The sequence below is a fragment of the Methylobacterium sp. 88A genome (genome assembly GCF_000376345.1).
Taxonomy (GTDB): domain Bacteria; phylum Pseudomonadota; class Alphaproteobacteria; order Rhizobiales; family Beijerinckiaceae; genus Methylobacterium; species Methylobacterium bullatum.
In genome coordinates, this window is sequence record NZ_AQVT01000001.1 from 288,664 (window position 1) to 310,508 (window position 21,845).

18 protein-coding genes are annotated in these 21,845 nt (G+C 67.4%); 13 read left to right on the top strand and 5 right to left on the bottom strand.

The genetic code is table 11. The annotated features are described in order from the left end of the window. Window positions 1-140: 140 nt before the first annotated feature. From A3OM_RS0101330 to A3OM_RS23345, 3 genes are all read left to right on the top strand, one after another. Window positions 141-1,019: an outer membrane protein assembly factor BamD gene (locus A3OM_RS0101330; protein ID WP_018041933.1), complete on the top strand. Its 879-nt coding sequence runs from the start codon at window positions 141-143 to the stop codon at window positions 1,017-1,019. 119 nt (window positions 1,020-1,138) lie between these two features. Further along, complete coding sequence (recN, locus tag A3OM_RS0101335) at window positions 1,139-2,812, top strand: DNA repair protein RecN (protein WP_018041934.1); 1,674 nt, start codon at window positions 1,139-1,141, stop codon at window positions 2,810-2,812. Between the two features lie 98 nt (window positions 2,813-2,910). Beyond that, window positions 2,911-3,120, top strand: coding sequence for a hypothetical protein (locus tag A3OM_RS23345; RefSeq protein WP_018041935.1), 210 nt, complete (start codon window positions 2,911-2,913; stop codon window positions 3,118-3,120). Window positions 3,121-3,159: 39 nt separating this feature from the next. Here the strand turns inward: A3OM_RS23345 and A3OM_RS0101345 are convergent, their stop codons facing one another. Next, complete coding sequence (locus A3OM_RS0101345; RefSeq protein WP_026175607.1) at window positions 3,160-3,393, bottom strand: hypothetical protein; 234 nt, start codon at window positions 3,391-3,393, stop codon at window positions 3,160-3,162. Window positions 3,394-3,700: 307 nt separating this feature from the next. Between A3OM_RS0101345 and pstS the strand changes: the two genes are divergently transcribed. The 6 genes from pstS to phoB all read left to right on the top strand — a co-directional run bounded on the left by pstS (window position 3,701) and on the right by phoB (window position 9,242). After that, window positions 3,701-4,735 carry a phosphate ABC transporter substrate-binding protein PstS gene (gene pstS, locus A3OM_RS0101350; RefSeq protein WP_018041937.1) on the top strand — a complete coding sequence of 345 codons (1,035 nt, stop codon included), beginning with the start codon at window positions 3,701-3,703 and terminating at the stop codon, window positions 4,733-4,735. A 141-nt stretch (window positions 4,736-4,876) separates the two neighbouring features. Further along, the gene (pstC, locus tag A3OM_RS0101355; protein ID WP_018041938.1) at window positions 4,877-5,851 is read left to right on the top strand and encodes a phosphate ABC transporter permease subunit PstC; all 975 of its coding nucleotides are present in this window, start codon (window positions 4,877-4,879) and stop codon (window positions 5,849-5,851) included. A gap of 19 nt (window positions 5,852-5,870) precedes the next feature. Then, window positions 5,871-6,767: a phosphate ABC transporter permease PstA gene (gene pstA, locus A3OM_RS0101360; RefSeq protein ID WP_018041939.1), complete on the top strand. Its 897-nt coding sequence runs from the start codon at window positions 5,871-5,873 to the stop codon at window positions 6,765-6,767. 46 nt (window positions 6,768-6,813) lie between these two features. Next, entirely contained in the window at window positions 6,814-7,632 is an 819-nt protein-coding gene (gene pstB, locus A3OM_RS0101365) for a phosphate ABC transporter ATP-binding protein PstB (RefSeq protein WP_018041940.1), read from the top strand. A gap of 92 nt (window positions 7,633-7,724) precedes the next feature. Continuing rightward, window positions 7,725-8,450, top strand: a complete 726-nt coding sequence (gene phoU / locus A3OM_RS0101370; protein WP_018041941.1) for a phosphate signaling complex protein PhoU — start codon at window positions 7,725-7,727, stop codon at window positions 8,448-8,450. A 90-nt stretch (window positions 8,451-8,540) separates the two neighbouring features. Beyond that, window positions 8,541-9,242 carry a phosphate regulon transcriptional regulator PhoB gene (gene phoB / locus A3OM_RS0101375; RefSeq protein ID WP_018041942.1) on the top strand — a complete coding sequence of 234 codons (702 nt, stop codon included), beginning with the start codon at window positions 8,541-8,543 and terminating at the stop codon, window positions 9,240-9,242. A gap of 222 nt (window positions 9,243-9,464) precedes the next feature. Here phoB and A3OM_RS23350 read toward each other — a convergent pair whose 3' ends face one another. Further along, a complete protein-coding gene (locus tag A3OM_RS23350) occupies window positions 9,465-12,389 on the bottom strand; it encodes a calcium-binding protein (RefSeq protein ID WP_081612602.1) in 2,925 nt (974 codons plus the stop codon). A gap of 360 nt (window positions 12,390-12,749) precedes the next feature. Continuing rightward, entirely contained in the window at window positions 12,750-12,995 is a 246-nt protein-coding gene (locus A3OM_RS0101395; protein WP_056147458.1) for a hypothetical protein, read from the bottom strand. Between the two features lie 205 nt (window positions 12,996-13,200). Here A3OM_RS0101395 and A3OM_RS26020 point away from each other — a divergent pair, with 205 nt between their 5' ends. Continuing rightward, complete coding sequence (locus tag A3OM_RS26020) at window positions 13,201-13,371, top strand: hypothetical protein (RefSeq protein ID WP_198290806.1); 171 nt, start codon at window positions 13,201-13,203, stop codon at window positions 13,369-13,371. A 135-nt stretch (window positions 13,372-13,506) separates the two neighbouring features. Here A3OM_RS26020 and A3OM_RS26250 read toward each other — a convergent pair whose 3' ends face one another. Both A3OM_RS26250 and A3OM_RS23360 read right to left on the bottom strand, forming a co-directional pair. Further along, complete coding sequence (locus A3OM_RS26250) at window positions 13,507-14,544, bottom strand: DUF3320 domain-containing protein (protein WP_018041947.1); 1,038 nt, start codon at window positions 14,542-14,544, stop codon at window positions 13,507-13,509. Further along, window positions 14,545-19,287 carry a DUF4011 domain-containing protein gene (locus tag A3OM_RS23360; RefSeq protein WP_018041948.1) on the bottom strand — a complete coding sequence of 1,581 codons (4,743 nt, stop codon included), beginning with the start codon at window positions 19,285-19,287 and terminating at the stop codon, window positions 14,545-14,547. It lies immediately after the preceding gene. Window positions 19,288-19,594: 307 nt separating this feature from the next. Here A3OM_RS23360 and A3OM_RS0101410 point away from each other — a divergent pair, with 307 nt between their 5' ends. The 3 genes from A3OM_RS0101410 to A3OM_RS0101420 are packed head-to-tail and all read left to right on the top strand — an operon-like array spanning window position 19,595 to window position 21,770. Continuing rightward, window positions 19,595-19,918: a hypothetical protein gene (locus A3OM_RS0101410; protein WP_018041949.1), complete on the top strand. Its 324-nt coding sequence runs from the start codon at window positions 19,595-19,597 to the stop codon at window positions 19,916-19,918. Then, a complete protein-coding gene (locus A3OM_RS0101415; RefSeq protein ID WP_026175609.1) occupies window positions 19,915-21,435 on the top strand; it encodes a PepSY-associated TM helix domain-containing protein in 1,521 nt (506 codons plus the stop codon). The genes A3OM_RS0101410 and A3OM_RS0101415 overlap by 4 nt, the downstream gene beginning before the upstream one ends. Next, a complete protein-coding gene (locus A3OM_RS0101420; RefSeq protein WP_018041951.1) occupies window positions 21,432-21,770 on the top strand; it encodes a DUF3325 domain-containing protein in 339 nt (112 codons plus the stop codon). Before A3OM_RS0101415 ends, A3OM_RS0101420 begins: the two co-directional genes overlap by 4 nt. Window positions 21,771-21,845 lie beyond the last annotated feature (75 nt).

Genomic DNA, 21,845 nt, shown 5'->3' on the forward strand with positions numbered 1-21,845 from the left:
GTCCGTGACAAGAGGCGAGGTCGCGTGTGCCCCATCGAGGCACATGGGCCGTGGCACCGTGCCGTCAGCCGCTCGACCGACATTTGTGATGGCTTGACGATGCGGCCCCCTTGCCGGGCGCATCTGTTGGGGGAACCGGAATGCGTCTCAACGATCGTAACCGCGGGGCGACGGCAGCCGTGCTCCTGACGCTGTGTGGCTTCGGCCTCGGCGGCTGCGACGCCCTCGACTCGATCAATCCCTTCGCCGAGAAGTACAAGCCCGAGGTCATTCCCGACGTCCCGGCCGACAAGCTCTACAGCGAGGGCCTGGCCAAGATGGAGGACAAGGACTTCGAGGGCGCGTCGAAGAAATTCGGCGAACTCGACAAGGCCTATGCCTATTCCGACTGGTCGCGCAAAGCGCTGCTGATGACCGCCTACTCGAATTACGAGGGCGCCAAATACGACGACGCCATCAACGCCTCGAAGCGCTACCTGCAGCGCCACCCGGCGAGCAAGGACGCGGCCTACGCCCAGTACCTGATGGCGATGTCGCATTATAAGCAGATCCCCGACGTGACCCGCGACCAGGACCGCTCCGAGAAGGCGCTGGCCGGTCTGCAGGAGCTCGTCCAGAAATACCCGACCTCCGAATACGCGGCGGACGCCAAGGCCAAGATCCAGATCACCCGCGACCAGCTCGCCGGCAAGGAAATGGAAGTCGGCCGCTTCTACCTGGAGCGCCGCAACTTCCCCGCCGCGATCAACCGGTTCCGCGATGTGGTGAGCAAGTACCAGACGACCCGCCACGCCGAGGAAGCGCTGGAGCGTCTGGTCGAGGCCTACATGGCGCTGGGCATCACAGCCGAGGCGCAGACCGCCGCCGCCGTGCTCGGCCACAACTTCCCCGACAGCCCCTGGTACAAGGATGCGTTCGCGCTCCTCCAGAACGGCGGCCTGGAGCCCCGCGAGGAGAAATCCTCCTGGCTCAGCAAGGTCTATCGCGGCGTCATCGGCCGCACCGCGGACGCGCGCTAAAGCGCATCGACCCAGCCCGCGACGACACGCATATCGGTCGCGGGCCATTTTTCGGGTGAAGCGGCCGCCGCTTCGCCGTAAGACGTGGCCACCGTATCCAACGAGGCCCACCCCGCGGCATGCTGAGCCAGCTCGCGATCCGCGACATCGTTCTCATCGATAAGCTCGCCCTGAACTTCCGCGAAGGCCTCAGCGTCCTGACCGGGGAGACGGGTGCGGGCAAATCGATCCTGCTCGACGCCTTCGCCCTGGCCCTGGGCGGGCGCGGCGATGGCGGCCTCGTGCGCCATGGCGAAGGGCAGGGCGGCGTCACCGCCGTGTTCGACGTGCCCCTCGACCATCCCGCCCGCCGCCTCGCGGCCGAGGCCGATCTCGATACCGAGGGTGACCTGATCCTGCGCCGGGTGCAGATGGCCGACGGCCGCACCCGCGCCTTCGTCAACGACCAGGCCGTGGGCGTGCAGGTCCTCCGGGCCATCGGCGCCACCCTGGTGGAGATCCACGGCCAGCACGACGACCGGGCGCTGGCCGATTCCGGCACTCACCGCGCCATCCTCGATGCCTTCGGCGGCCTGCAGGCTCCCCTGGCGGCGGTGGGGGAGGCGGCCAAGCGCGTGCGCGCCGCCCGCTCGGCTCTCGCCGAGCACCGCGCCAGGGTGGAGGCCGCCCGCAAGGAGGTCGATTTCCTGCGCCATGCGGCCTCGGAACTCGAGTCGCTCGATCCCCAGGCCGGGGAGGAAACCTCGCTGGCCGAGCGCCGCATGGTCATGCAGCAGAGCGAGAAGGTGGCCCGCGAGCTCTCCGAGGCGATCGAGGCGGCGGGCGGCCCGAACTCGGCCGTGTCCCATCTGTCCTCGGCCATGCGCAAGCTGGAGCGGCGGGCGAGCCAGATCCCGGCCCTGGTGGAGCCCTGCATCGCCGCCCTCGACGCCGCGCTGTCCGCCCTCGACGAGGCCCATTCGGTCCTCGACACGGCCCTGCGCGAATCCGAGTTCGATCCGCGCGAACTGGAGCAGGTGGAAGAGCGGCTCTTCGCGCTCCGCGCGGCCTCCCGCAAGTATCAGGTGCCGGTGGACGACCTCGCCGCCCTGCGCCAGCGCTACGAGGCGGATGTGGCCGCCATCGATGCCGGCGAGGAGGCGCTCGGTGGCCTGGAGGCGACCCTCGCCCAGGCCGAGGCCGCCTATGCCAAGGCTGCGACCAAGCTCGGCGAAGGCCGCCGCAAGGCCGCCAAGGCCCTCGACCTCGCGGTGAAGGCCGAGTTGCCGCCTCTCAAGCTGGAGCGCGCCCGCTTCATCACCGAGATCGTCACCGACCCCGAATCGCGCGACCCGGCGGGCTACGAGCGCGTCGAGTTCTGGGCGCAGACCAACCCCGGAACGCGGCCCGGCCCGATGATGAAGGTGGCGTCGGGCGGCGAACTCTCCCGCTTCATGCTCGCCCTCAAGGTGGTGCTGGCCGACAAGGGCTCGGCCCCGACCCTGATCTTCGACGAGATCGATACCGGCGTCGGCGGCGCCGTGGCCGATGCCATCGGCGCCCGCCTCGCCCGTCTCGCGGCCGGCGTCCAGGTCGTGGCCGTGACCCATGCGCCCCAGGTCGCCGCGCGGGCCGAGACGCATTTCCTCATCGCCAAGGACCCGGTGAAGGGCCGCGACCGGGTCGCCACCCGCGTCTCCGCCCTGGAAGCGCCCGCCCGCCGGGAGGAGATCGCCCGCATGCTGGCCGGCGCCACCGTGACCGACGAGGCCCGAGCGGCGGCCGCACGCCTGCTTCAATCTACGGATGCCTGACGCGCGATCTTAACCTTCGGTTAACCATCTTGCGCGATGGTATGGGTACGACGCAGAGAATCTTATGGAAACGCGTCGGCACATCGGGAGTTCGCGTGATGGATCTGGGAGACGGTGAGACCGATCCCCGGCCTGTGAACGAGTCGGACGGCATGCCGATTCTGACGAGTCCGACCCGCCACCATCTCGGCGGCACCCTCCGGGCGATCTACGAAGACACGTTCGATACGCAGCCGATTCCGGACAGCCAGATCGACCTCCTGCTGCGCCTCCGGCACAAGGAACGCGACCGCCGCCGCGTGGGCTGAGACGGTCACGGTTCCTTCACCCCGGCCGGCCCGTCGCCGCTACCAGCGGCGAGCCCCCGGCATGCGCTGGTATTCGGCGCCACGGATCAGGGTCATCACCGCGTCGAGCTCCGCCAGCAGGGCGCGCTCGTCCTCGGCGGCTTTCGCGACCTCGTCCGGATCGGTCCCGAACTGTCGTCGCTGCTCGGCACGGGTGAGCTCGAGCTCCAGATCCTCCCTGCGCGCATGCAGGGCGAGGAAATCGGCATCGCCATCACCCCCGGTGGGTGTCACACTCGATTCGTTCTCCAAGGTGCTGACCTTCCAGGACGGCTGGCGAAACGGGCTGCTCCGTCGTCGCCATCGCCGAATCGTATAACGCACGAGGCCGCAAAACCGTGCCGCCTCGTCCGGGCATCGGTCCACACCCCGCTTTCTCCCTGTCCCACACCGCTCATGCGGTCAACGGGTAGCCCCTGTCATCGATCTGTCATGGCTCCGTCATAGAGCCAGCATGATCGGGCGGGTAACGGTGCGCTGCAGCAGGATCGCTCTTGCAGCGCGGCACCTACAGCGCCCGGACAGATTACGGAGAGCCACCGTGAAACCCTTCCATTTCGCCCTCGCCATCGGGCTCGCCACCGCGCAGTTCGGCGCCGTCGCTCAGGCCGCCGACATCACCGGTGCCGGCGCGACCTTCCCCTTCCCGGTCTATTCGAAATGGGCGGAAGCCTACCGCAAGGAGACCGGCACGGGCCTCAACTACCAGTCCATCGGCTCGGGCGGCGGCATCAAGCAGATCCAGGCCAAGACCGTCGATTTCGGCGCCACCGACGCGCCGCTCAAGGGCCCGGCCCTGGAGAAGGACGGTCTCGTCCAGTTCCCCACCGTCATGGGCGGCGTCGTCACCGTGGTGAACATCGCCGGTGTCGAGCCGGGCAAGCTCAAGCTCACCGGTGAGCTCATCGCCGACATCTACGCCAACAAGATCACCAAGTGGAGCGATGCCAAGATCGCCGCGGTGAACCAGGGGCTGAAGCTCCCCGACTCGCCGATCACCCCGGTCTACCGTTCGGACGCGTCCGGCACGACCAGCATCTTCACCACCTATCTCAGCGCGGTCTCCGAGAGCTGGAAGAAGGAATTCGGTGCGGCCACCACGGTCAGCTGGCCCGCCGGCCAGGGCGGCAAGGGCAACGAGGGCGTCACCGCCACCGTCAAGCAGGTCCCGAACTCCATCGGCTACGTGGAATCGGCCTACGCCAAGCAGAACAAGCTCAGCTACGCGCTGATCCAGAACAAGGCCGGCAAGTTCCCGGCACCCGACGACAAGGCGTTCCAGGCCGCCGCCGCCTCCGCCGACTGGAAGGCCGCCCCGGGCTTCGGCATCTCCCTCGTCAACCAGGCCGGTGACGAAGCCTGGCCGATCACGGCGGCCACCTTCATCCTCGTCTACAAGGACCCGGCCGATCCGGCCAAGTCCGCCGACGTGCTGAAGTTCTTCGACTGGGCCTACAAGAACGGCGACAAGCTCGCCACCGACCTCGACTACGTGCCGCTGCCGGACAACGTCGTCTCCCTCGTCCACACCGAGTGGAAAGAGATCAAGGGCAAGGACGGCAAGCCCGTCTTCTAAGGCAGCCTTCCAGCTGAACTCCGAAAACCGCGCAGGCCCGGCAAAAACGCCGGGCCTGCGCCACGAGTGGACGCGGTGTTCCACCTCGCCACTCGCTACCTCGCACTATACGAGCCCTCAAGGTGAAGAAGCAGACGTCGGATGGCCGCCTTGACTGAACAGATTTCGCTGGCCCGCACGGGCTCCCCCGCTCGCAAGAAGCCGGGCGGCCTCGGCGACCAGCTCTTCCGCGCCGCCTCCTACGCGTCGGCGCTGCTGGTCCTCCTCTTCCTCGCGGGCATCCTGGCCTCCATCGCCTATGGCGGCTGGCCGGCCTTCAGGGAGTTCGGCTTCGGCTTCGTCACCTCCAGCGCCTGGAACATCGGCCAGGAGCAGTACGGCGCCCTCGTGGCCATCGTCGGCACCCTGGTCTCGGCCCTTCTCGCCCTCGTCATCGGCGTGCCGATCTCCATCGGCATCGCCGTCTACCTGACCCAGCTCTGCCCCGGCTGGGCGAGGAAGCCCGTCTCGATGACGATCGAGCTTCTCGCCTCGGTCCCGAGCATCATCTACGGCATGTGGGGCCTGTTCATCTTCGCCCCGCTCTTCGCCCATTACGTGCAGATGCCGGTGTCGAGCCTCGTCGAGGGGCTGCCCATCGTCGGCACGCTGTTCTACGCGCGGGTTCCCTCCGGCGTCGGCATCCTCACGGCGGGCATCATCCTCGCCATCATGATCGTGCCCTTCGTCGCCTCGATCACCCGCGACATGCTCGACCAGATCCCCACCGTGCTGCGCGAGAGCGCCTACGGCATCGGCTGCACCACCTGGGAGGTGGTCCGCCACGTGCTCGTGCCGCAGGCGTCCGTGTCGATCATCGGCGCGGTGATGCTCGGCCTCGGCCGCGCGCTCGGCGAGACCATGGCGGTGACCTTCGTCATCGGCAACGCCAACCGCCTGTCCGGCTCGATCTTCGATCCCGGCTCCACCATCGCCTCGCGCATCGCCAACGAGTTCAACGAGGCCGACGGCCTGCAGCTCAACTCGCTGATGGCGCTGGGCTGCATCCTCTTCGTCATCACTTTCGTCGTCCTGATCGTCGCACGCCTGCTCGTCCGGCGCGTGAAGGTCGCCTGAGCCCTCTGGAGCCCGAACCATGGACGCCGTGAACACCCTCACCACCAACGCAGCGCCGCCGCTCAAGGCCAGCCGCGTCCGGTCGAGCCGCCGCGTGGCGGACAAGCTGCTCATCGTCGGAAGCACCGTGGCGACGCTGATCGGCATCGTCGTGCTCGGCTCGATCCTGCTCATGCTCATCGTCGAGGGCGTGAAGGGCTTCTCGCCGCTGCTCTTCAGCGAACCGACCCCCGGCCCCGGATCGGAAGGCGGCGGCATCGCCAACGCCATCCTCGGCAGCCTGGTCCTGACCCTGATCGGCATCGTCATCGCGACGCCGGTGGGCGTCATGGCCGGCACCTATCTCGCCGAGTACGGCCGCCACTCGAAGCTCGCCGACGTGATCCGCTTCCTCAACGACATCCTGCTCTCGGCGCCCTCGATCCTGATCGGCCTGTTCGTCTACACCCTGATGGTGCGGCCGATGGGGACCTATTCGGGTTGGGCCGGCGGCGTGGCGCTGGCCATCATCGCCACCCCGGTGATCGTGCGCACCACCGAGGACATGCTCCGCCTCGTGCCCTCGACGCTCCGCGAGGCCGGCGCGGCTTTGGGCGCACCGCCCTCCGTCGTCATCAAGAGCATCACCTGGCGCGGTGCCAGCGCCGGTATCGTCACCGGCATCATCCTGGCGCTCGCCCGCATCGCCGGCGAGACCGCGCCGCTGCTCTTCACCGCGCTCAACAACAACAGCTGGTTCTCGCCCAACCTGATGGGCGGCATCCCGAACCTTCCGGTGATGATCTACCAGTTCGCCCTCTCGCCCTACTCGAACTGGCAGCAGCTCGCCTGGGCCGGCGCCCTCCTCATCACCGCCACGATCCTCGCCCTCTCGATCGTGGCCCGCTTCGTCATCAAGAGCGAGCGGGCGCGCTGACCCCGCGCCCCCGTCCCATCCAGCCCTCGACAAGGACACGCACCCGATGAACGCCGCTCCCGCGATCACGCAAGCTCAGCTGACCGGCCGCCACAAGGCCGACGAGCAGGCCCCCGTGCGCATCGCCGTGAAGGACCTGAACTTCTATTACGGTTCCTTCCACGGCCTGAAGTCGGTCAACCTCAACTTCCACGACCGGCAGGTCACCGCGCTGATCGGCCCGTCCGGCTGCGGGAAGTCGACCCTCCTGCGCACCTTCAACCGGATCTACAGCCTCTACCCCGAGCAGCGCGCCGAGGGGCAGATCCTCCTCGACGGCCAGAACGTCCTCGACGCCAAGGTCGATCTCAACGAGCTGCGCTCGCGCATCGGCATGGTGTTCCAGAAGCCGACGCCGTTCCCGATGTCGATCTACGACAACGTCGCCTTCGGCCTGCGCCTCTACGAGAAGCTGCCCAAGGCCGATCTCGACGTCCGCGTCGAGGAATCCCTGCGCAAGGCCGCCCTGTGGGACGAGGTGAAGGACAAGCTCAAGCAGTCCGGCATGGGCCTGTCGGGCGGCCAGCAGCAGCGCCTCTGCATCGCCCGCACCGTGGCCCAGCGTCCCGAGGTGATCCTGTTCGACGAGCCGACCTCGGCCCTCGACCCGATCTCCACGGGCCGCATCGAGGAACTGATCGAGCAGCTGCGCTCCGAGTTCACGATCGTCATCGTCACGCACAACATGCAGCAGGCGGCACGCATCTCGCAGTTCACGGCGTTCATGTATCTCGGCGAGCTGGTGGAGTTCGGCCCCACCACGCGGATCTTCATGAACCCCGAGAAGCGCCAGACCCAGGACTACATCACCGGCCGCTTCGGCTGAGCCCGCCGGGGCCGCGTTCCGCGGCACCGGACCCGATCCCGATCCTACGCGATGCAGGCCGCCCGAGGCGGCCTCGGTCGAGGAGTGCGAGCATGCCCAACCACATCGTCAGTTCCTACGACACGGAACTGGAAAACCTGCGCCGCTCGATTTCCGAGATGGGCGGGATCGCCGAGAAGATGATGACCGATTCCGGCAACGCCCTGGTGCGCCGGGACGTGCCCCTGGCCCAGGCGGTGATCGGCGCCGACAAGCGCCTCGACGCCCTCCAGCACGAGATCGAGGAGCGGGCGATCCTGCTCATCGCCAAGCGTCAGCCCCTCGCCATCGACCTGCGCGAGACGGTCTCGGCCATCCGCGTCTCGAACGATCTCGAGCGGATCGGCGACCTCTCCAAGAACGTCGCCAAGCGCGTGGTGGCCATCGCCGAGCAGATCCAGCCGCAGAAGATCGTCATCGCCGTCCAGCACATGGGCGACCTGGTGCAGGAGCAGCTGAAGGACGTCCTCGACGCCTATGCGAGCCAGGACGTGAAGGCCGCCCTCGACGTCTGGGAGCGTGACGACGCCATCGACGCGCTCTACAACTCGCTCTTCCGCGAATTGCTGACCTACATGATGGAAGACCCGCGCAACATCTCGTTCTGCACGCACCTGCTGTTCTGCGCCAAGAACATCGAGCGGATCGGCGACCACACCACCAACATCGCCGAGACGATCCACTACCTCGTCACCGGCACGAACGAACTGGCCGAACAGGATCGCCCGAAGAACGACGCATCGAACTACGCCACCGTGTCGTTGCCCGCCAGCGCCTGACCGTCCCTCCGGTCGGGCCATTCCGGCACGATCGTCGCGCGGCCGTCCCGTGCGTGACGGGACGGCCGCCCTCACCCTGAAAACACCCGCATGAGTACGCGCATCCTGATCGTCGAGGACGAGGAGGCCCTCACCCTTCTCCTCCGCTACAACCTCGAGGCGGAGGGCTTCGTCGTCGACACCGCCGCCCGCGGCGACGAGGCCGATCTGCGCCTTCAGGAGCAGGTGCCCGACCTCGTCCTCCTCGACTGGATGATGCCCGGTCTCTCCGGCATCGAGCTCTGCCGCCGCATCCGCGCCCGGCGCGAGACCGAGCGGCTGCCGGTCATCATGCTGACGGCGCGCGGCGAGGAGGGCGACCGCATCCGCGGCCTCGGCACCGGCGCCGACGATTACATCGTCAAGCCGTTCTCGGTGCCGGAACTGCTCGCCCGGGTCCGCGCGCTCCTGCGCCGGGCCAAGCCGAGCCACGTGGCGGACCTGCTCATCGCCGGCAATATCGAACTCGACCGCGTCAGCCACCGCATCCGCCGCCAGGGCCGCGAGATCCATCTCGGCCCCACCGAGTTCAAGCTCCTCGAATTCCTGATGCAGAGCCCCGGCCGGGTATTCTCGCGCGAGCAGCTCCTCGACGGGGTCTGGGGCCACGACGTCTATATCGACGAGCGCACGGTGGACGTGCATGTGGGCCGCCTGCGCAAGGCCATCAACCGCCCGCGCCAAAGCGACCCGATCCGCACCGTGCGCGGCTCCGGCTATTCCTTCGACGAGATGTTCTCGACGGACGAGTGAGAGCGGGTCCGGCTTCGCGCCGCTCCGCCTGGAACGAGCGCCCGGATCTCGACGACGGGAGGTCGCCGCGGCTGCGGGCTGCCACCGGGCAACGAGGCCGGGAGTTCGACCCCGGAACTCTTTACGGGCCGCTTCGGCATGATCTCGGGGGCACCATGGGGCCTGAACGTCCGAGCAGCCCTGGCCGAATGAGTCTCATTCGGCCAGGGCGTGTCGGGACGCTTACGCCAGCAGGAAATCGAGGTGCGTCAGCGTCGCCTTATCGTGGTTGTCGATGATGGCGAACTGGACCGCCTTGGCCGTGGTGCCGCTGCCATCGGCGTCGTAGGACAGGGCACCGGTGTCGCGATTGTAGAGGATGCGGTCGTCCGCATCGATCTTCGCGCCGGCCACACCCAGGTCCTTGAACGCCGCCGCGAGGTCATCGGCCGAGAGCGCCGCGAAGATGCTCTTCGAGAACTGGATCGTGTCGATCCCGGCCGAGAAATCGGTGATGTGGTCGATATTGGTCGCGCCGAGCTTCGTGCTGAACACGAAGGTATCCTCGCCCGCCAGACCCGTCAGCGTATCCGCCCCGAGGCCACCGTCGAGATGGTTGGCGCCGGCATTGCCCTTGAGCACGTTGACGAGCGTGTTGCCGGTGGCGTTGAGGGATCCGGTCCCGGTGAGCGTCAGGTTCTCCACGTGGGACCCCCCTAGCGAGAAGGACACCGACGCCTTGACGAGGTCGATGCCGGTGCCGTCGCTCCCCTCCACGGCTTTGTCGCGAATGTTGTCGACGATGTAGGTGTCGGAGCCGGCACCGCCGATCATCGTGTCCGCGCCCGTCTTACCGTCGAGGACGTTGACGCCGGCATTGCCCCTGAGGACGTTGTCGAGCGAGTTGCCGGTGGCGCTGAGATTCCCGGTGCCGGTCAGCGTCAGGTGTTCCACGTAGGAACCCCCGAGCGAGAAGGACACGGATGCCTTGACGAGGTCGGTGTCACCGCCGCCGCTCACTTCGACGGCTTTGTCGCCGATATTGTCGACGATGTAGGTGTCCGATCCCGCGCCGCCGGCCATGATGTCGGCGCCGGCCTTGCCGTCGAGGAGGTTGGCGGCGGCATTGCCGGTGAGAGTGTTGGCGAGAGCGTTGCCGGTGCCGTTGAGTGCAGCCGTGCCGACTAGCGTGAGGTTTTCGACGTTGGCCGCCAAGGTCAAGCTGATGGACGAGCGGACGGCGTCGATGCCGCGATCGGCCGCCTCGACGACAACGTCGCCGGCATTGTCGACGACATAGGTATCATTCCCCGCATACCCGGTCATCGTGTCGGCGCCGCCCTTGCCATCGAGGAGGTTGGCGCCGTTGTTGCCGACAAGCGCCTGAGCGAACTCGTTGCCGGTGAGGTTCATCGCGCCCGTGCCCGTCGCTTTCGCCGTGGCCAGGGTCTCGATCGCCTGTCCGGCGGCGAGGACGTAGCTGACGCTCGTCTTGACGGTGTCCTGCCCGGCATCCTTCGCTTCGAAGACGCGATCGCCGGATTGATCGACGACGTAGGTGTCGTTGCCGGCCTCGCCGTACATCCGGTCCGCACCGAGATGACCGTCGATGTCGTCGTTGCCGGCGCCGCCGTGGATCGTGTTGCTCAGGACGTTGCCCGTGAGACGGTCGTTGAACCTGCTGCCTTCGAGGTTCTCGATGCTCAGGAGGCGATCCTTTTCCGCCCGGATCGTCGTTATGACGGGAGGGGGGGTGACGATGCCTCCGGGGCCCTCGCCGGGGTAAGGGTCCGGTTGGAACACGGTCACCTTTTCGGGGACGATCTCCTGCCAGCCCTGCAAATCGAGGGAGACGGTCACGCCAACGGTCGCCGACTTGTAGCTCGCCGTGTCGCTGCCGGCGCCCCCATCGAGACGGTCGTTGCCCGCGCCACCGTCGAGCACATCGTTGCCGGTGCCGCCGAGCATGATGTCGTCGCCACCCTTGCCGTAGAGGGTATCGTGGCCGTCACCATTGGCGCCGAAGACCGTATAATCGATGTTGCCACCGCCGCCCTTGAGCGTGTCGTTGCCATCACCCCCGATGAGCGTATCGTTGCCGGCGTAACCTTCCAGCGTGTTGGGCGCCTTGTCATATGTCGGGTGATCGATCTCGATCGTCCTCCCGATCGAGTCGGCGACATCGAACTTGTGCTGGCCGCTCGTCAGCTGTCGCAGGGTATCGACGGCCTTTTCAAGGTTTGTGACCCCTTTTTGTGGGTAAAAATACTCATTCAGCCAGCTGCTTTCCTTATCGTTGAATTGTTGTTCCAATCCGCGGCTCGTAAAAAGACTTTTTATAACGTCGTAATTTGTTATATCGCGGTCATAATAGTGTCCGGGGGCGCCTGGGATTGGTACCGCGGGCGTCAAGGCCGTATCCATGAGTTTATGATCCGCCGATCCTTGCGCGCCGATCACAATTTCCTGCTGGTATGTTCGAAGGCCGCCCGCCTCACCGTTATCGTACCAAACATCGAGGAGAACATTGCCATTGATTAAATAGACTTTGGCACCGATTTTGTCCTGATCGGGTTGTTTTGCAAATTCTAAAACTTCATTCTTATACGAGGCGACTGTTTCATGCAGTGCATTGATTCCCGCATTTAGTGTCTCCTTGAAGTCACCCGATGTCGCGCCGTCTTCGATCTCGCGAATGACGTTGATCCGAGCGGCCAGCGCAGACAGGAGGGCTGGCATGACGAGCCCGGCGTCGGCACCCGGTTTCCCGGCGAACTCGATCGCCATGGAGAGCGCATCGGTCGATTTATCGATCGCCAAGGATCGATAATCAGCGTGCTTTGGATCGGAGGGGCTCGTATTCATGTATTGGTCGAGATGTGATTTCGATGCCTGAGCAAGCGACGAAATCTCCATCTTATTATCGTAATTGATACCTTCACCGAGCTGATTGATTTCCGCGAGGATTTCATCGCCTTGCCGAGAAAGCAAATCGAGCTTCTGATCCATTCCCTCAAGAAATGCCTGCGTCGGATCCTCTTCTTCGCCAAAGATCGCCTTTAACTCGCTTGGAATTTCGAGGCCGGGAATCATGCCAATCAAATTGACGGCTGTATTAGCGATTGTCAGAACATCGCCGAAATAGCCAAGCGTCTTTCCGTTGCCCATTGTAAGTTTTCCCTCGGTAAAAAAATTCTAAGGGCAATTGACCATTTTTCGACCTTCCGCATAGGGGCGGACGCTATCCAGGTGACCGAAACCCTTGGCGCAGCGTCTCATCGCGTCGCGTCTTGCTACGATGTTGCTGTTTAGTCTGTCCCCGCGCTGGCGAGATGCACGAGCGTCGGCTTTGAAAACTTCCGCAATCGGATGTCTCAGGATTCTCGCGTCGGAGGCGAAACGTCGGCTTCGGGCCGAAACGTCAGGGTCCCCTCGCCACCCGGCTCTGCCCCTCAGGTCGGGACCATCCGCCGGCTTCCCACGACTGGAGGGTGCGGGGGAGGGCGGAGGCTTCCCGTCGATGCCGGCTCAGCGGTCGAAGCGTCGCATCGAACGGCTGTCCCGCTCGGCGTTGCGCCGGGTCCTGTCATCCGCTCTGGCCCGGTCGCGCTGGACCGTCTCCATACGCCGGAGCGTCTCCGTCTGCTCGCGGTGCGCCCGCGCCAGGTCGCTCACCGCGTTCATCGCACGCACCCGGTTCGCATCCTGTGCTCGTGCGTCGAAGGACCATGCCGCGAGCAGAAGGGCGAGGACGGCTGAGGTGGGGCGGGGCATCGGGCCGGGACCTTCGGGCAGGAAAAGGGTGGATCGGGCGTGCTGCCCGACATGCATCATAGTGCGTTAAATGCAGGGCTTCGCGGGATAGTGTGCATTCCATGCGCGGGCTGCATGAGTGGTATTTGGCGTTTGGTATACCAGCAAGGCGGGGAGGCTGTCATACATGCTGCAACGCAAACGCATCGCCCCGAGGAACACCGATATGACCGCTCTCATTCTCACCGCCGTCGCCGTCGCCGCTGCCGCCAACATCTCCCTGGTGGCCTTCGTCGCCGATCGCCTGACCCCCACGACCAGCACCTCCACCGTCACGGCCGGTGAGCTCGTCCTCGTGAACGACAACGCTCCCGAAGCCCTGAAGCTCGCCGCCTGATCCACGTCGCACGGCTTCACAGTCACCGCCATCGGCCCCGCCTTACCAGGCGGGGCTTTTTCACGTCGCGTACCGCCATAAATCCCGGCGCATGGCGGTCGAAACGGGGGTCGCGTGGCGGTCGATCCGCCTGTCTCATCCGACGGGTTTCGGGGCCGGTGCTTCGCTCTCCCGCGCCAGCGAGGCGGCCTCGGCGAACCGGGCGCGGACCGCCTCGCTCATCCGGCCGAGGCTCAGCTGCGCGGCCATCCGCCCCTCGACGCCGGGTGCCGGATCGAGGTCGCGGGCGAGGCCTGCGAGCTCTTGGAGCGGGATGTCGGCGGGGGCTCGCCCCTCTCCTTCAGCCGGCCGAAACCTCACCGGCCCGGCAGGGGCGGCCTCCGGCCAGAGCACGATGCGCTCACCCTCGCCGGTATGGGGGCAGCGGGGATCGACGGCCCCCAGGGCGCGCTGGCGCAGGCGGGCCGTGATCCGCGAAAAGCCGTGGGCGCGCAGGAGGCGCTCGGCGAGAACGTCAGCGAAAACAGGACCTTCGCGCGCGACCACCTCGGCCGCCATCGCCGCCAGCGTGGCCTCGTAACCCACCTCGTGGAACCGCGCGGCATCGGGAGAGAAGCCCGACAGGTCGGCGGGTTCATAGAGGCCGGGGGGCTCCACCTGCGGGATATCGGGGGCGGGCGGCGCGATCACGACCGGCTCCGGCTCCGGCTTCGCCCTGTCGGCGTCGAGATCGGCCCGCAACGCCGTGTCGAGCCGGTCGAGGGCGCCTTGCGGATCGTTCCACCAATCGGTGCTCCAGACCCGGTGGATGCGCCATCCGAGGTCGGTGAGCACCCATTCGCGCAGACGGTCACGGTCGCGCGCGGTCGCCGCCCGGTGATAGGTCGCCCCGTCGCATTCGACGCCCGCGAGGTAGCGCCCCGGAGCGTCGGGATGGACGATGCCGAGGTCGATCCGAAAGGCGGAAACGCCCACTTGCGGCACGATTCTCCACCCCCGCGCGGCCAAGGCCGCCATCACCGCGCCCTCGAACGGCGATTCGATGTCGCCCCCCGTCGGCGCGGCCGCCGTTTCGAGGGCGCGGGCGCCGTGTTCGGCAAAGGCGAGGAAGTGCTTGAAATCGCGCACGCCGCGGGCGCTGCCACGGCCGAGATCCACCTGATCGGCTCGCATCTACGCGAAGACCACGAGCTCCCGCCGGGCGCGGGTGATCGCCACGTTGAGGCGCCGGTGGCCGCCCTCGCGATTGAGCGAGCTGATCTGACCGGTGATCCGGCCCGTCGCGTCGGGACCCGCCGCCACCGAGAACAGGATCGCATCGCGCTCGTCGCCCTGCACGGTCTCGAGATTCTTCACGAAGACCGGCTCTTTCCAGGCCCGCCCGTCGAAGAACCGCTCCAACTCCGGCCTTCCCCGCCGCTCGGCATCGAGCAGGTTCTCGATCAGGCGCTGCTGCTCGCCGTTGAAGGTGACGATGCCCAGCGAGCGCTCCTCCGCCGCGAAGGCGGGGTCCGAGAGACGGGCGACCACCTCTGCCACCAGGGCGCGCGCTTCGGGCCGGTTCACCCGCGCCCCGCCGCGCTCGTAGACCCCATCGGCCACGTGCTGAAGCCGCACCGCCCGGTCCTCGGTGACGGGGGATGGGAAGGTGACGAGCCCGCCGCGATAATAGTGACGGTTGGAGAAGGCGATGAGGCTCTCGTGCCGGCTTCTGTAGTGCCAGGCGAGGCGCCTCTGCGGCAGGTTCGCCGCCAGGCACTCATCGAGGATGCTCTCCTGATCGGCGACGTCGAGACCGTCCGAAATCTCGTCGACGCCGCGATCGCCCACATTGGTGGGCGGCAATTGTTCGGGATCGCCGACGATGACCACCTGCCGGCCCCGCGCGATGGCGCCGATGGCGTCCCAGGGGGCGATCTGCGAGGCCTCGTCGAAGATGACGATGTCGAAGGGCTTCGCCTCGGCCGGCCAGTATTGGGCGATGGAGAGCGGGCTCATCATCAGGCAGGGCGTGAGGCGGGTCAGCGCGTTCGGCATCCGCGCGAAGAGCTGGCGCAGGGGCATGTGCCTGGCGCGCTTGGTGATTTCGCGCGCCAGGGTACCCCATTCGGGGTCGCTGCCGAAGGCGCCGGCGAGCGGCACGCCGCCGCCGATGCGGGCACGCACCGCCGCCCCGGCGAGGCCGGAGAGCCGGGCATCGGCTTCGCCGAAGCCCCGGATCGCCTCTTCGTGGCGCTGGCCCATGAAATCGCGCAGGCGGATGTCATCGGTGACGGCATGGTCGATCCACCAGCGCGCATAGGCGCCCTCGAAGGCCGGGAGGATGGCGTCGTCCCGCAGCGTTCCCGCCTCGATCTCGGCGACCAGAGGACCGAGGCCCGCCTTCGTCGCCTCGCTCACCGCCCTCTGCCAGCTGGCCCAGGCCTGCGCCTTGGGTAGCGCCCTCCGCCAGCGTTCCGCCACCGCGAGGGTGCCGGCCACCCAATCGCCCTCCGTCTCCACCGGGCGGTCGGGCTTGGCCCTTCCGGCCAGACGCCCGAGCGTCTCGATCGCCTTCACGGCGGCGCTTCTCCGCGTCGTGAAATCCTCCTTTGCCAAGGCCAGGCTGCCGCCAGGTTCGAGCCTGCCATCCTCGGTGTCGAGGAACGCGGCGAGCCTCGCGCGGACGATGTCCGGGCCTCCGACGAGCGGCGCCATGGTGGTGATGACCGGTGCGAGCCGCGTCGCCCAGGCCATCGGAGCGGTGAACAGGTCGGCGGGGGCCGCCGGATCCGACCACGGATGTCCGAGTTCCGCGGTGGCGCTCTCCAGAATCTCCGCCAGAGCGGGTCTTGTCGCCTGCAGGGACTTGATCTCGGCGAGGGTGACGAGGTCCGGCCCGATATCCTCCGGTACGCGCCCTTGCGCGAAGGGGGCGAGGAGGTCGCGAACTCGGCTCAGACGCCGCCCCCGCAGGAAGAAGTTCGAGGCTTTCGCCTCGCGCCACTCGGCCAGCAGGCGGTCGAAATCGCTGCCGAACACCGAGGGGGCATAGGCGACGAAGAGCCGGGTGGTTAGCCGGGCGAGCGCGTCCTGTCGGGTGCGGCGGGCCTCGACGGCCTGGCGCAAGGGCGCGCCTCCGGGGCCGAGGAAGCGCAGGCCCATCCGCGCCTCCAGCCGGAACAGGGCGGCGGCGAGGGAGGAGAGCGCGCGCAGGCCGTCATAGGTCCGGCCGAGGGGCGTCAGGCCCATCGCCTCGGCGAGACGCTGGCCGGATGTCGCGAAGTCCGGCAGGGTGCGGGCGAGTTCGGGAACAGCCTGCTCCATCTCGGCCCGCCACAGGGGCGACCATGCGATGGCACCGATGCCCCGGAGGGGATGGTTCGCGATGTCCCCGACGATGGGGCGAAGGGCGGCAAGCTCACCGCACTGGGCCCGCAGGCCATCCCGGTGGCCGGGCGCGGAGGCTGCGTCCTTCGGCCAGACGAGGCTGAGCCCGTCCCGGCCGGCCTGCCTGTCGGCGATGACCCGCCCCATGGCCGAGTGGGCGCTGAGGCCGTTCGGCCGGGTGGCGTGCAGGCTCTCCACCACACCGTTCAGGCCCTCCCGGCGGCGCTGGAGATCGGTGGCTGCGTCCTCCCAGGGGACGGGCTCGCCGCTCCTCGCGGCCCAGGCCTCGCGGAGTTGCGCGATGACGTGCGTCTTCTGGGCCTTGGCCGCATGGACTTCGAGGCAGCAGGCGCCCAGCCCCACCGCGTCGAGGCGCCGGCGCACCACCTCCAGGGCGGCGCTCTTCTGCGACACGAACAGCACCGTACGCCCCAGCGCCAGGCACTGCGCGATCATGTTGGCGATGGTCTGGCTCTTGCCGGTGCCGGGCGGGCCGAACAGCACGAAATCCTTGCCCGAGGCCGCCGCGAGGATCGCCGAGACCTGGGAGGAATCGGCGAGGAGCGGCGTGAAGATGCCGGAGGGCGGATGCTCCGCGTCGAGGCGCTCCGGCACGGGAAAGCCCGTCCCGTCGCCGTAGGCCTGTTTCGGCGTGTCGAGGAGGTGGCGCACCACCGGGCTGCGCTTCAGGAGGTCCGTGCGCTCGCTCAAATCCTTCCACATCAGGAACTTGGTGAAGGAGAAAGCCGAGAGCACCACCTCGGTGGTGACCTCGAACCCCTTCAGGTCGCGGATATGGGTGCGCACGATCCGCCAGACGGCCTCGACGTCGAGGCCGGATTCGTCGCCCGGCAAGCCCTCGGCGAAATCCGGCATGTCGAGGTCGAAATCCTGACGCAGCATCTCGAGCAGCGTCGGGTTGAGGCGCGCCTCCTCGTCGTGCCGGACGAGGCGGAAGCCGGCGCGGACGCTGGCGCGGGTCAGGGCCGCCGGCACCAGCAGCAGCGGTGCGCGGGCGGGCGGCATGCCGTTGCCCCGTGTCCAGGTGAGGAAGCCGAAGGCGAGGAACAGGACGTTGGCACCGCCCTCCTCGAAGCTGCCGCGGGCGAGCCGGAACAGGTCGGTGAGGCGCGCCTCGACTTCCTCCGATCCGACATCGACGGTGATCTCGCCGCGTTCGTCGTCCAACGCGCCGAGCGGTGCCTCGGAAGGCGGACGGGCGACGAGCCTGAAGGCGCGGCCCGCCGCGAGAGCGTCCTCGAACGCGCCCGGCTCAGGACAATCGAGGGTGAGCGATCCCTTGCCCGGTTTGAAGTTGAGGAGCTTGTTCCGCAGGGTCAGGTCGAGGAGCCGCAGCTTCCAGGCTTCCAGCCGGTCGCGGGGCTCGCGACGGGGTAGATCGAGGCGGGGAGCAGGGAGATCCTCGACGAAGGACGGCGGCGCGCCGAGCGCCTGGGCGAGCGCAGCTGCCATCTCCGGAGCCGGCGCCTGCGCGCCGGGCCCGCCCGTATCGAGGGGGGAGATGCCGGATAGCCGGGCGCGCCGCAGATCGAGGACCATCTCCAGGGGGGATTCGGCATCCGCATCGATCAGGCGCGCGCCGGCCGCCACCGCATCCGCGAAACTCCCCGGCGGATCGGCGGTGAGAATTGTGGTCTCGATCAGGATCAGTTCCTGCAGGTCGCGGCGCTTCCGCAAGGCCTGGGCGTCGTCACCGACCCTTTCCGGCAGGGTCTCGTCCACGAGCCACAGCCCGAGAAGTGCGTGATCGCGGGTGAGGATCAGGAGCGGATTGAGCCCGGCCTGTTCACAGCAGGCGGCCCAGAGCAGGGTGAGGTCGAGGCAGGTGGCGAGCCGCCGCTCCACGATCGCGGTGGGCTCGCGGACCTTCTGTCCCAACCGTTCGAAACTCGCGGGCGGTAGGATGTAGGTGATCCGCAGGGCCGCCATCGCCGCGTGGATCGCTTCCGCCATCTCCCAGGCCCTGGCCCTCCTTCCGCTGCGATAGCCGTCGAAGGCGGTGCTCCGCCTTGCCCGTTCCAGAATCGCAGCGGCGGAGCGCAGGATGCCGTCCACGGCCGGGTCGTTGGGCCTGACGAAGGCCGCGAGCAGTTCGGGCGCCGCATCCGCGCCTCCCCAATGGGAGGGCGGCAGGAGCCGCAGGTCGAACTCCTCCCGGGCGAGCTCGCCCGCCCGATCGCTCCCCTCGGTTGGAGCCGTCAACGTCAGCGTGACGGTACAGAGCCGGCTCTCCCGCAATCCGGCGAGGACCGCTCCGTCGATCCGCAGATCCGGCGCATCGATACGTTGGAGGCCCCCAGCCCCGATTTGCTGGATCGGCAGGGTAAGGGGGCGGAACAGCGGCGGAATCGCTGAGATGCGGAGCGTCACATCGGACAGGTCGGCCTCGCCGCCATGGGTCACGGTGATGTCCCGGATGAGGGGAATCCCGTTCTGCCAGGATGCGACGCTGGCATGATCGGCGATCGTGCAGGCGAGACCGCAACGCGTGCGAGCCCCCTCCGACGCTTCGAGCGTATCGTCCATCGCGCCCGGTTCCCCGCCATTCGGCAAGGGTTCTACAGGCGTGGCGTTCGCACCCGCAAGACTCGCCCGCCGACCGCACCGAAGCTCGTCGGGCTCACGGTTTGCCTGAACTCCCGTGGTTCGGCGTACTTGGAATCGTTCCACAACATAGTGATTGCCCGGGCAAGACGAGGCTTTGTATAGCGTTGTGTGATCGGCAACTCGGCCAAGATACTGGTCGTCACGGCGTCGAGGCCATCCGTTTCGCTGGCGTTGCCTTGCCGAGCCCGCCTGCCGTTCGTTCCTCGCAAACCGGTGCTGCCTGCCGATGACGGATACGACCAAGCCGAATGCACGGCCATCGCAGGGCCGCTACCGTCTGATGGTGGCGGGCCGGACCCTCCTGGCGATCTTCGGAGGCTATGCCCTCGCGGCCATCGCCACGGCCTTCCTGTCTTTGACCCTGCCCCTTGATCGTTCGGAGGCCGTCGCCGCTGCCACTCTGGCGAGCTTCGCGATCATGGCGGGTGCGGTGATCTGGGTCTTTTCCGCCCGTACCCTCGCCCGCGCGGCGATAGGACTGGCGCTTCCGGCTTTGTGCCTGGGCGCCGGTCTCTGGCTCGCCCTCGGCAGCGCGGTGCAGCCCGCATGAAGCAGGGGTTTCGCCAATCGATGGCGTGGCTGCACACCTGGGCGGGGCTCGTCACCGGCTGGGTGATGTTCGCCGTCTTCGTCACCGGCACCGCCACCTACTACAAGTCCGACATTTCCCTCTGGATGCGGCCCGAATTACGCGCGCAGGCGGAATACGACGTGGTCCGGGCGACCGAACTCGGGGTCGCGTATCTCAAGGTCCATGCCCCAAAGGCGATGGCTTGGTATGTGGGCGTGCCGCAGCCCGACAAGCCGTATATCGGCGCCTATTGGATGGTCACGCCGGACGGCGAGTTCGGCAAGGCGCTCCTCGATCCGGATACCGGCGCGCCGACAGAGGCCCGGGCGACACAGGGCGGTGACTTCTTCTACCGCTTCCATTTCGAATTGCAGATGCTCCCGGCCCTCGGCCGCTGGATCGTCGGCATCTGCGCGATGGTCCTGCTCGTCGCCCTCATCAGCGGCATCGTCACCCATCGCCGGATCTTCGCCGATTTCTTCACCTTCCGGCGTTCGAAATCCGCCCAGCGCGGCTGGCTCGACGCGCACAACGTCACCGGCGTTCTGGCGCTGCCGTTCCACCTAATGATCACCTATACGGGCATCGTCTCGCTCGCGCTCATGTACATGCCGTGGGGAATGGTGAGCGCCTACAAGGGCGACGAGATGCGCTTCTACGTCGAGTCCGGCCAGATGCCGGCCTGGCGCGCCGCCGAGGGCAAGCCGGCCGAGCCGGCGCCGCTCGGTCCTCTCATCCGCCGCGCCCAGGCCGAGGTGAGCGAACCGCTCGAGATGGTCTCGGTCAACAATCCCGGCGATGCCAATGCCACCGTGGTGGCGGTGTTCGAGGAGCCCCATGGGCTCGCCCATCGCCATCCGCAGATCGCCTTCCATGCGGTGACCGGGGAGGTTGTCGAACGAACCGGACCGCTTAAACCGGCGGCGCATGCCTATACGAGCTTCGTCGGCCTGCACGAGGCGCATTTCGCCGGGCCGGCCCTGCGCATCCTGTTCTTCCTGTCCGGCCTGATGGGCTGTGCCGCCATCGCCACCGGACTCGTCCTGTGGACCGTGGCGCGGGCGCCGAAAGGCGTCGTCCGTCCCGCCGCCGGCTGGCGCCTCGTTCATGCGCTCAACATCGGCACCATCCTCGGCCTACCCATCGGCATGGCGGCGCTCTTCCTCGCCAACCGCCTCGTTCCGGTAGAATGGGCCGCGAGGGAATCCTGGGAAAGCGGCGTGTTCTTCGGGATCTGGCTCCTCGCCGCACTGATCCCCCTTGCTCGCCCGCATCGCCGGGCATGGGGCGAAATGAGCTATGCCGCCGCGCTTCTCCTCCTCGCCGTTCCTCTGGTCGATTGGGTGCAGACGGGATGGCGAGCCGACTTCCTGGGCTTCGACGCCGCCATGGTGGCGCTCGCGCTGGTCTTCCTCTTCGGCGCGCGCAAGCTCGGGCGCCACGAGGGGACGCGGAGAGAGGCCGCCCGTACCACCGGAGATTTCGTCCGAGCATGACGCCCGTTGCCGTATCCCTCACCTCACTCCTGAGCTTCTCCGGTCTCGCCTGCCTCTGCCTGAGCATGGACCGGCATGGCCGGACCCTGTTCCACGGGCGCCCTTCCCGGCGGCGGGACAGAGCGTTCCGCGTGGCGGGTTGGCTTTTCATCGCCCTGGCCTTCGCCGCGGCCATCATCACGGCGGACTGGAATTTCGGTCCGGTACAATGGCTCGGCTCGCTCACCGGGGCCGCACTCATCGTCGTGGCGCTGATGTCCTATCGTCCGGCCTGGATCCGCCCGGCGGCCATCGCCGCACTTCCTCTCGCCATGGCCATTGCCTTCTTCATCTGAGCTGGCGGCGGGTTCCAGCCCGATCGGATGGGCCTATGTGAAGGGCTGTTCGACAGGCTTTCACGAGGACGATCG

Bases quoted from the DNA above. Each gene is read 5' to 3' on its own strand.
- A3OM_RS0101330 (WP_018041933.1), top strand. From the start codon at position 141: ATGCGTCTCAACGATCGTAACCGCGGGGCGACGGCAGCCGTGCTCCTG.
- recN (WP_018041934.1), top strand. From the start codon at position 1,139: ATGCTGAGCCAGCTCGCGATCCGCGACATCGTTCTCATCGATAAGCTC.
- A3OM_RS23345 (WP_018041935.1), top strand. From the start codon at position 2,911: ATGGATCTGGGAGACGGTGAGACCGATCCCCGGCCTGTGAACGAGTCG.
- pstC (WP_018041938.1), top strand. From the start codon at position 4,877: ATGGCCGCCTTGACTGAACAGATTTCGCTGGCCCGCACGGGCTCCCCC.
- pstA (WP_018041939.1), top strand. From the start codon at position 5,871: ATGGACGCCGTGAACACCCTCACCACCAACGCAGCGCCGCCGCTCAAG.
- pstB (WP_018041940.1), top strand. From the start codon at position 6,814: ATGAACGCCGCTCCCGCGATCACGCAAGCTCAGCTGACCGGCCGCCAC.
- phoU (WP_018041941.1), top strand. From the start codon at position 7,725: ATGCCCAACCACATCGTCAGTTCCTACGACACGGAACTGGAAAACCTG.
- phoB (WP_018041942.1), top strand. From the start codon at position 8,541: ATGAGTACGCGCATCCTGATCGTCGAGGACGAGGAGGCCCTCACCCTT.
- A3OM_RS23350 (WP_081612602.1), bottom strand. From the start codon at position 12,389: ATGGGCAACGGAAAGACGCTTGGCTATTTCGGCGATGTTCTGACAATC.
- A3OM_RS0101395 (WP_056147458.1), bottom strand. From the start codon at position 12,995: ATGCCCCGCCCCACCTCAGCCGTCCTCGCCCTTCTGCTCGCGGCATGG.
- A3OM_RS26020 (WP_198290806.1), top strand. From the start codon at position 13,201: ATGACCGCTCTCATTCTCACCGCCGTCGCCGTCGCCGCTGCCGCCAAC.
- A3OM_RS26250 (WP_018041947.1), bottom strand. From the start codon at position 14,544: ATGCGAGCCGATCAGGTGGATCTCGGCCGTGGCAGCGCCCGCGGCGTG.
- A3OM_RS23360 (WP_018041948.1), bottom strand. From the start codon at position 19,287: ATGGACGATACGCTCGAAGCGTCGGAGGGGGCTCGCACGCGTTGCGGT.
- A3OM_RS0101410 (WP_018041949.1), top strand. From the start codon at position 19,595: ATGACGGATACGACCAAGCCGAATGCACGGCCATCGCAGGGCCGCTAC.
- A3OM_RS0101415 (WP_026175609.1), top strand. From the start codon at position 19,915: ATGAAGCAGGGGTTTCGCCAATCGATGGCGTGGCTGCACACCTGGGCG.
- A3OM_RS0101420 (WP_018041951.1), top strand. From the start codon at position 21,432: ATGACGCCCGTTGCCGTATCCCTCACCTCACTCCTGAGCTTCTCCGGT.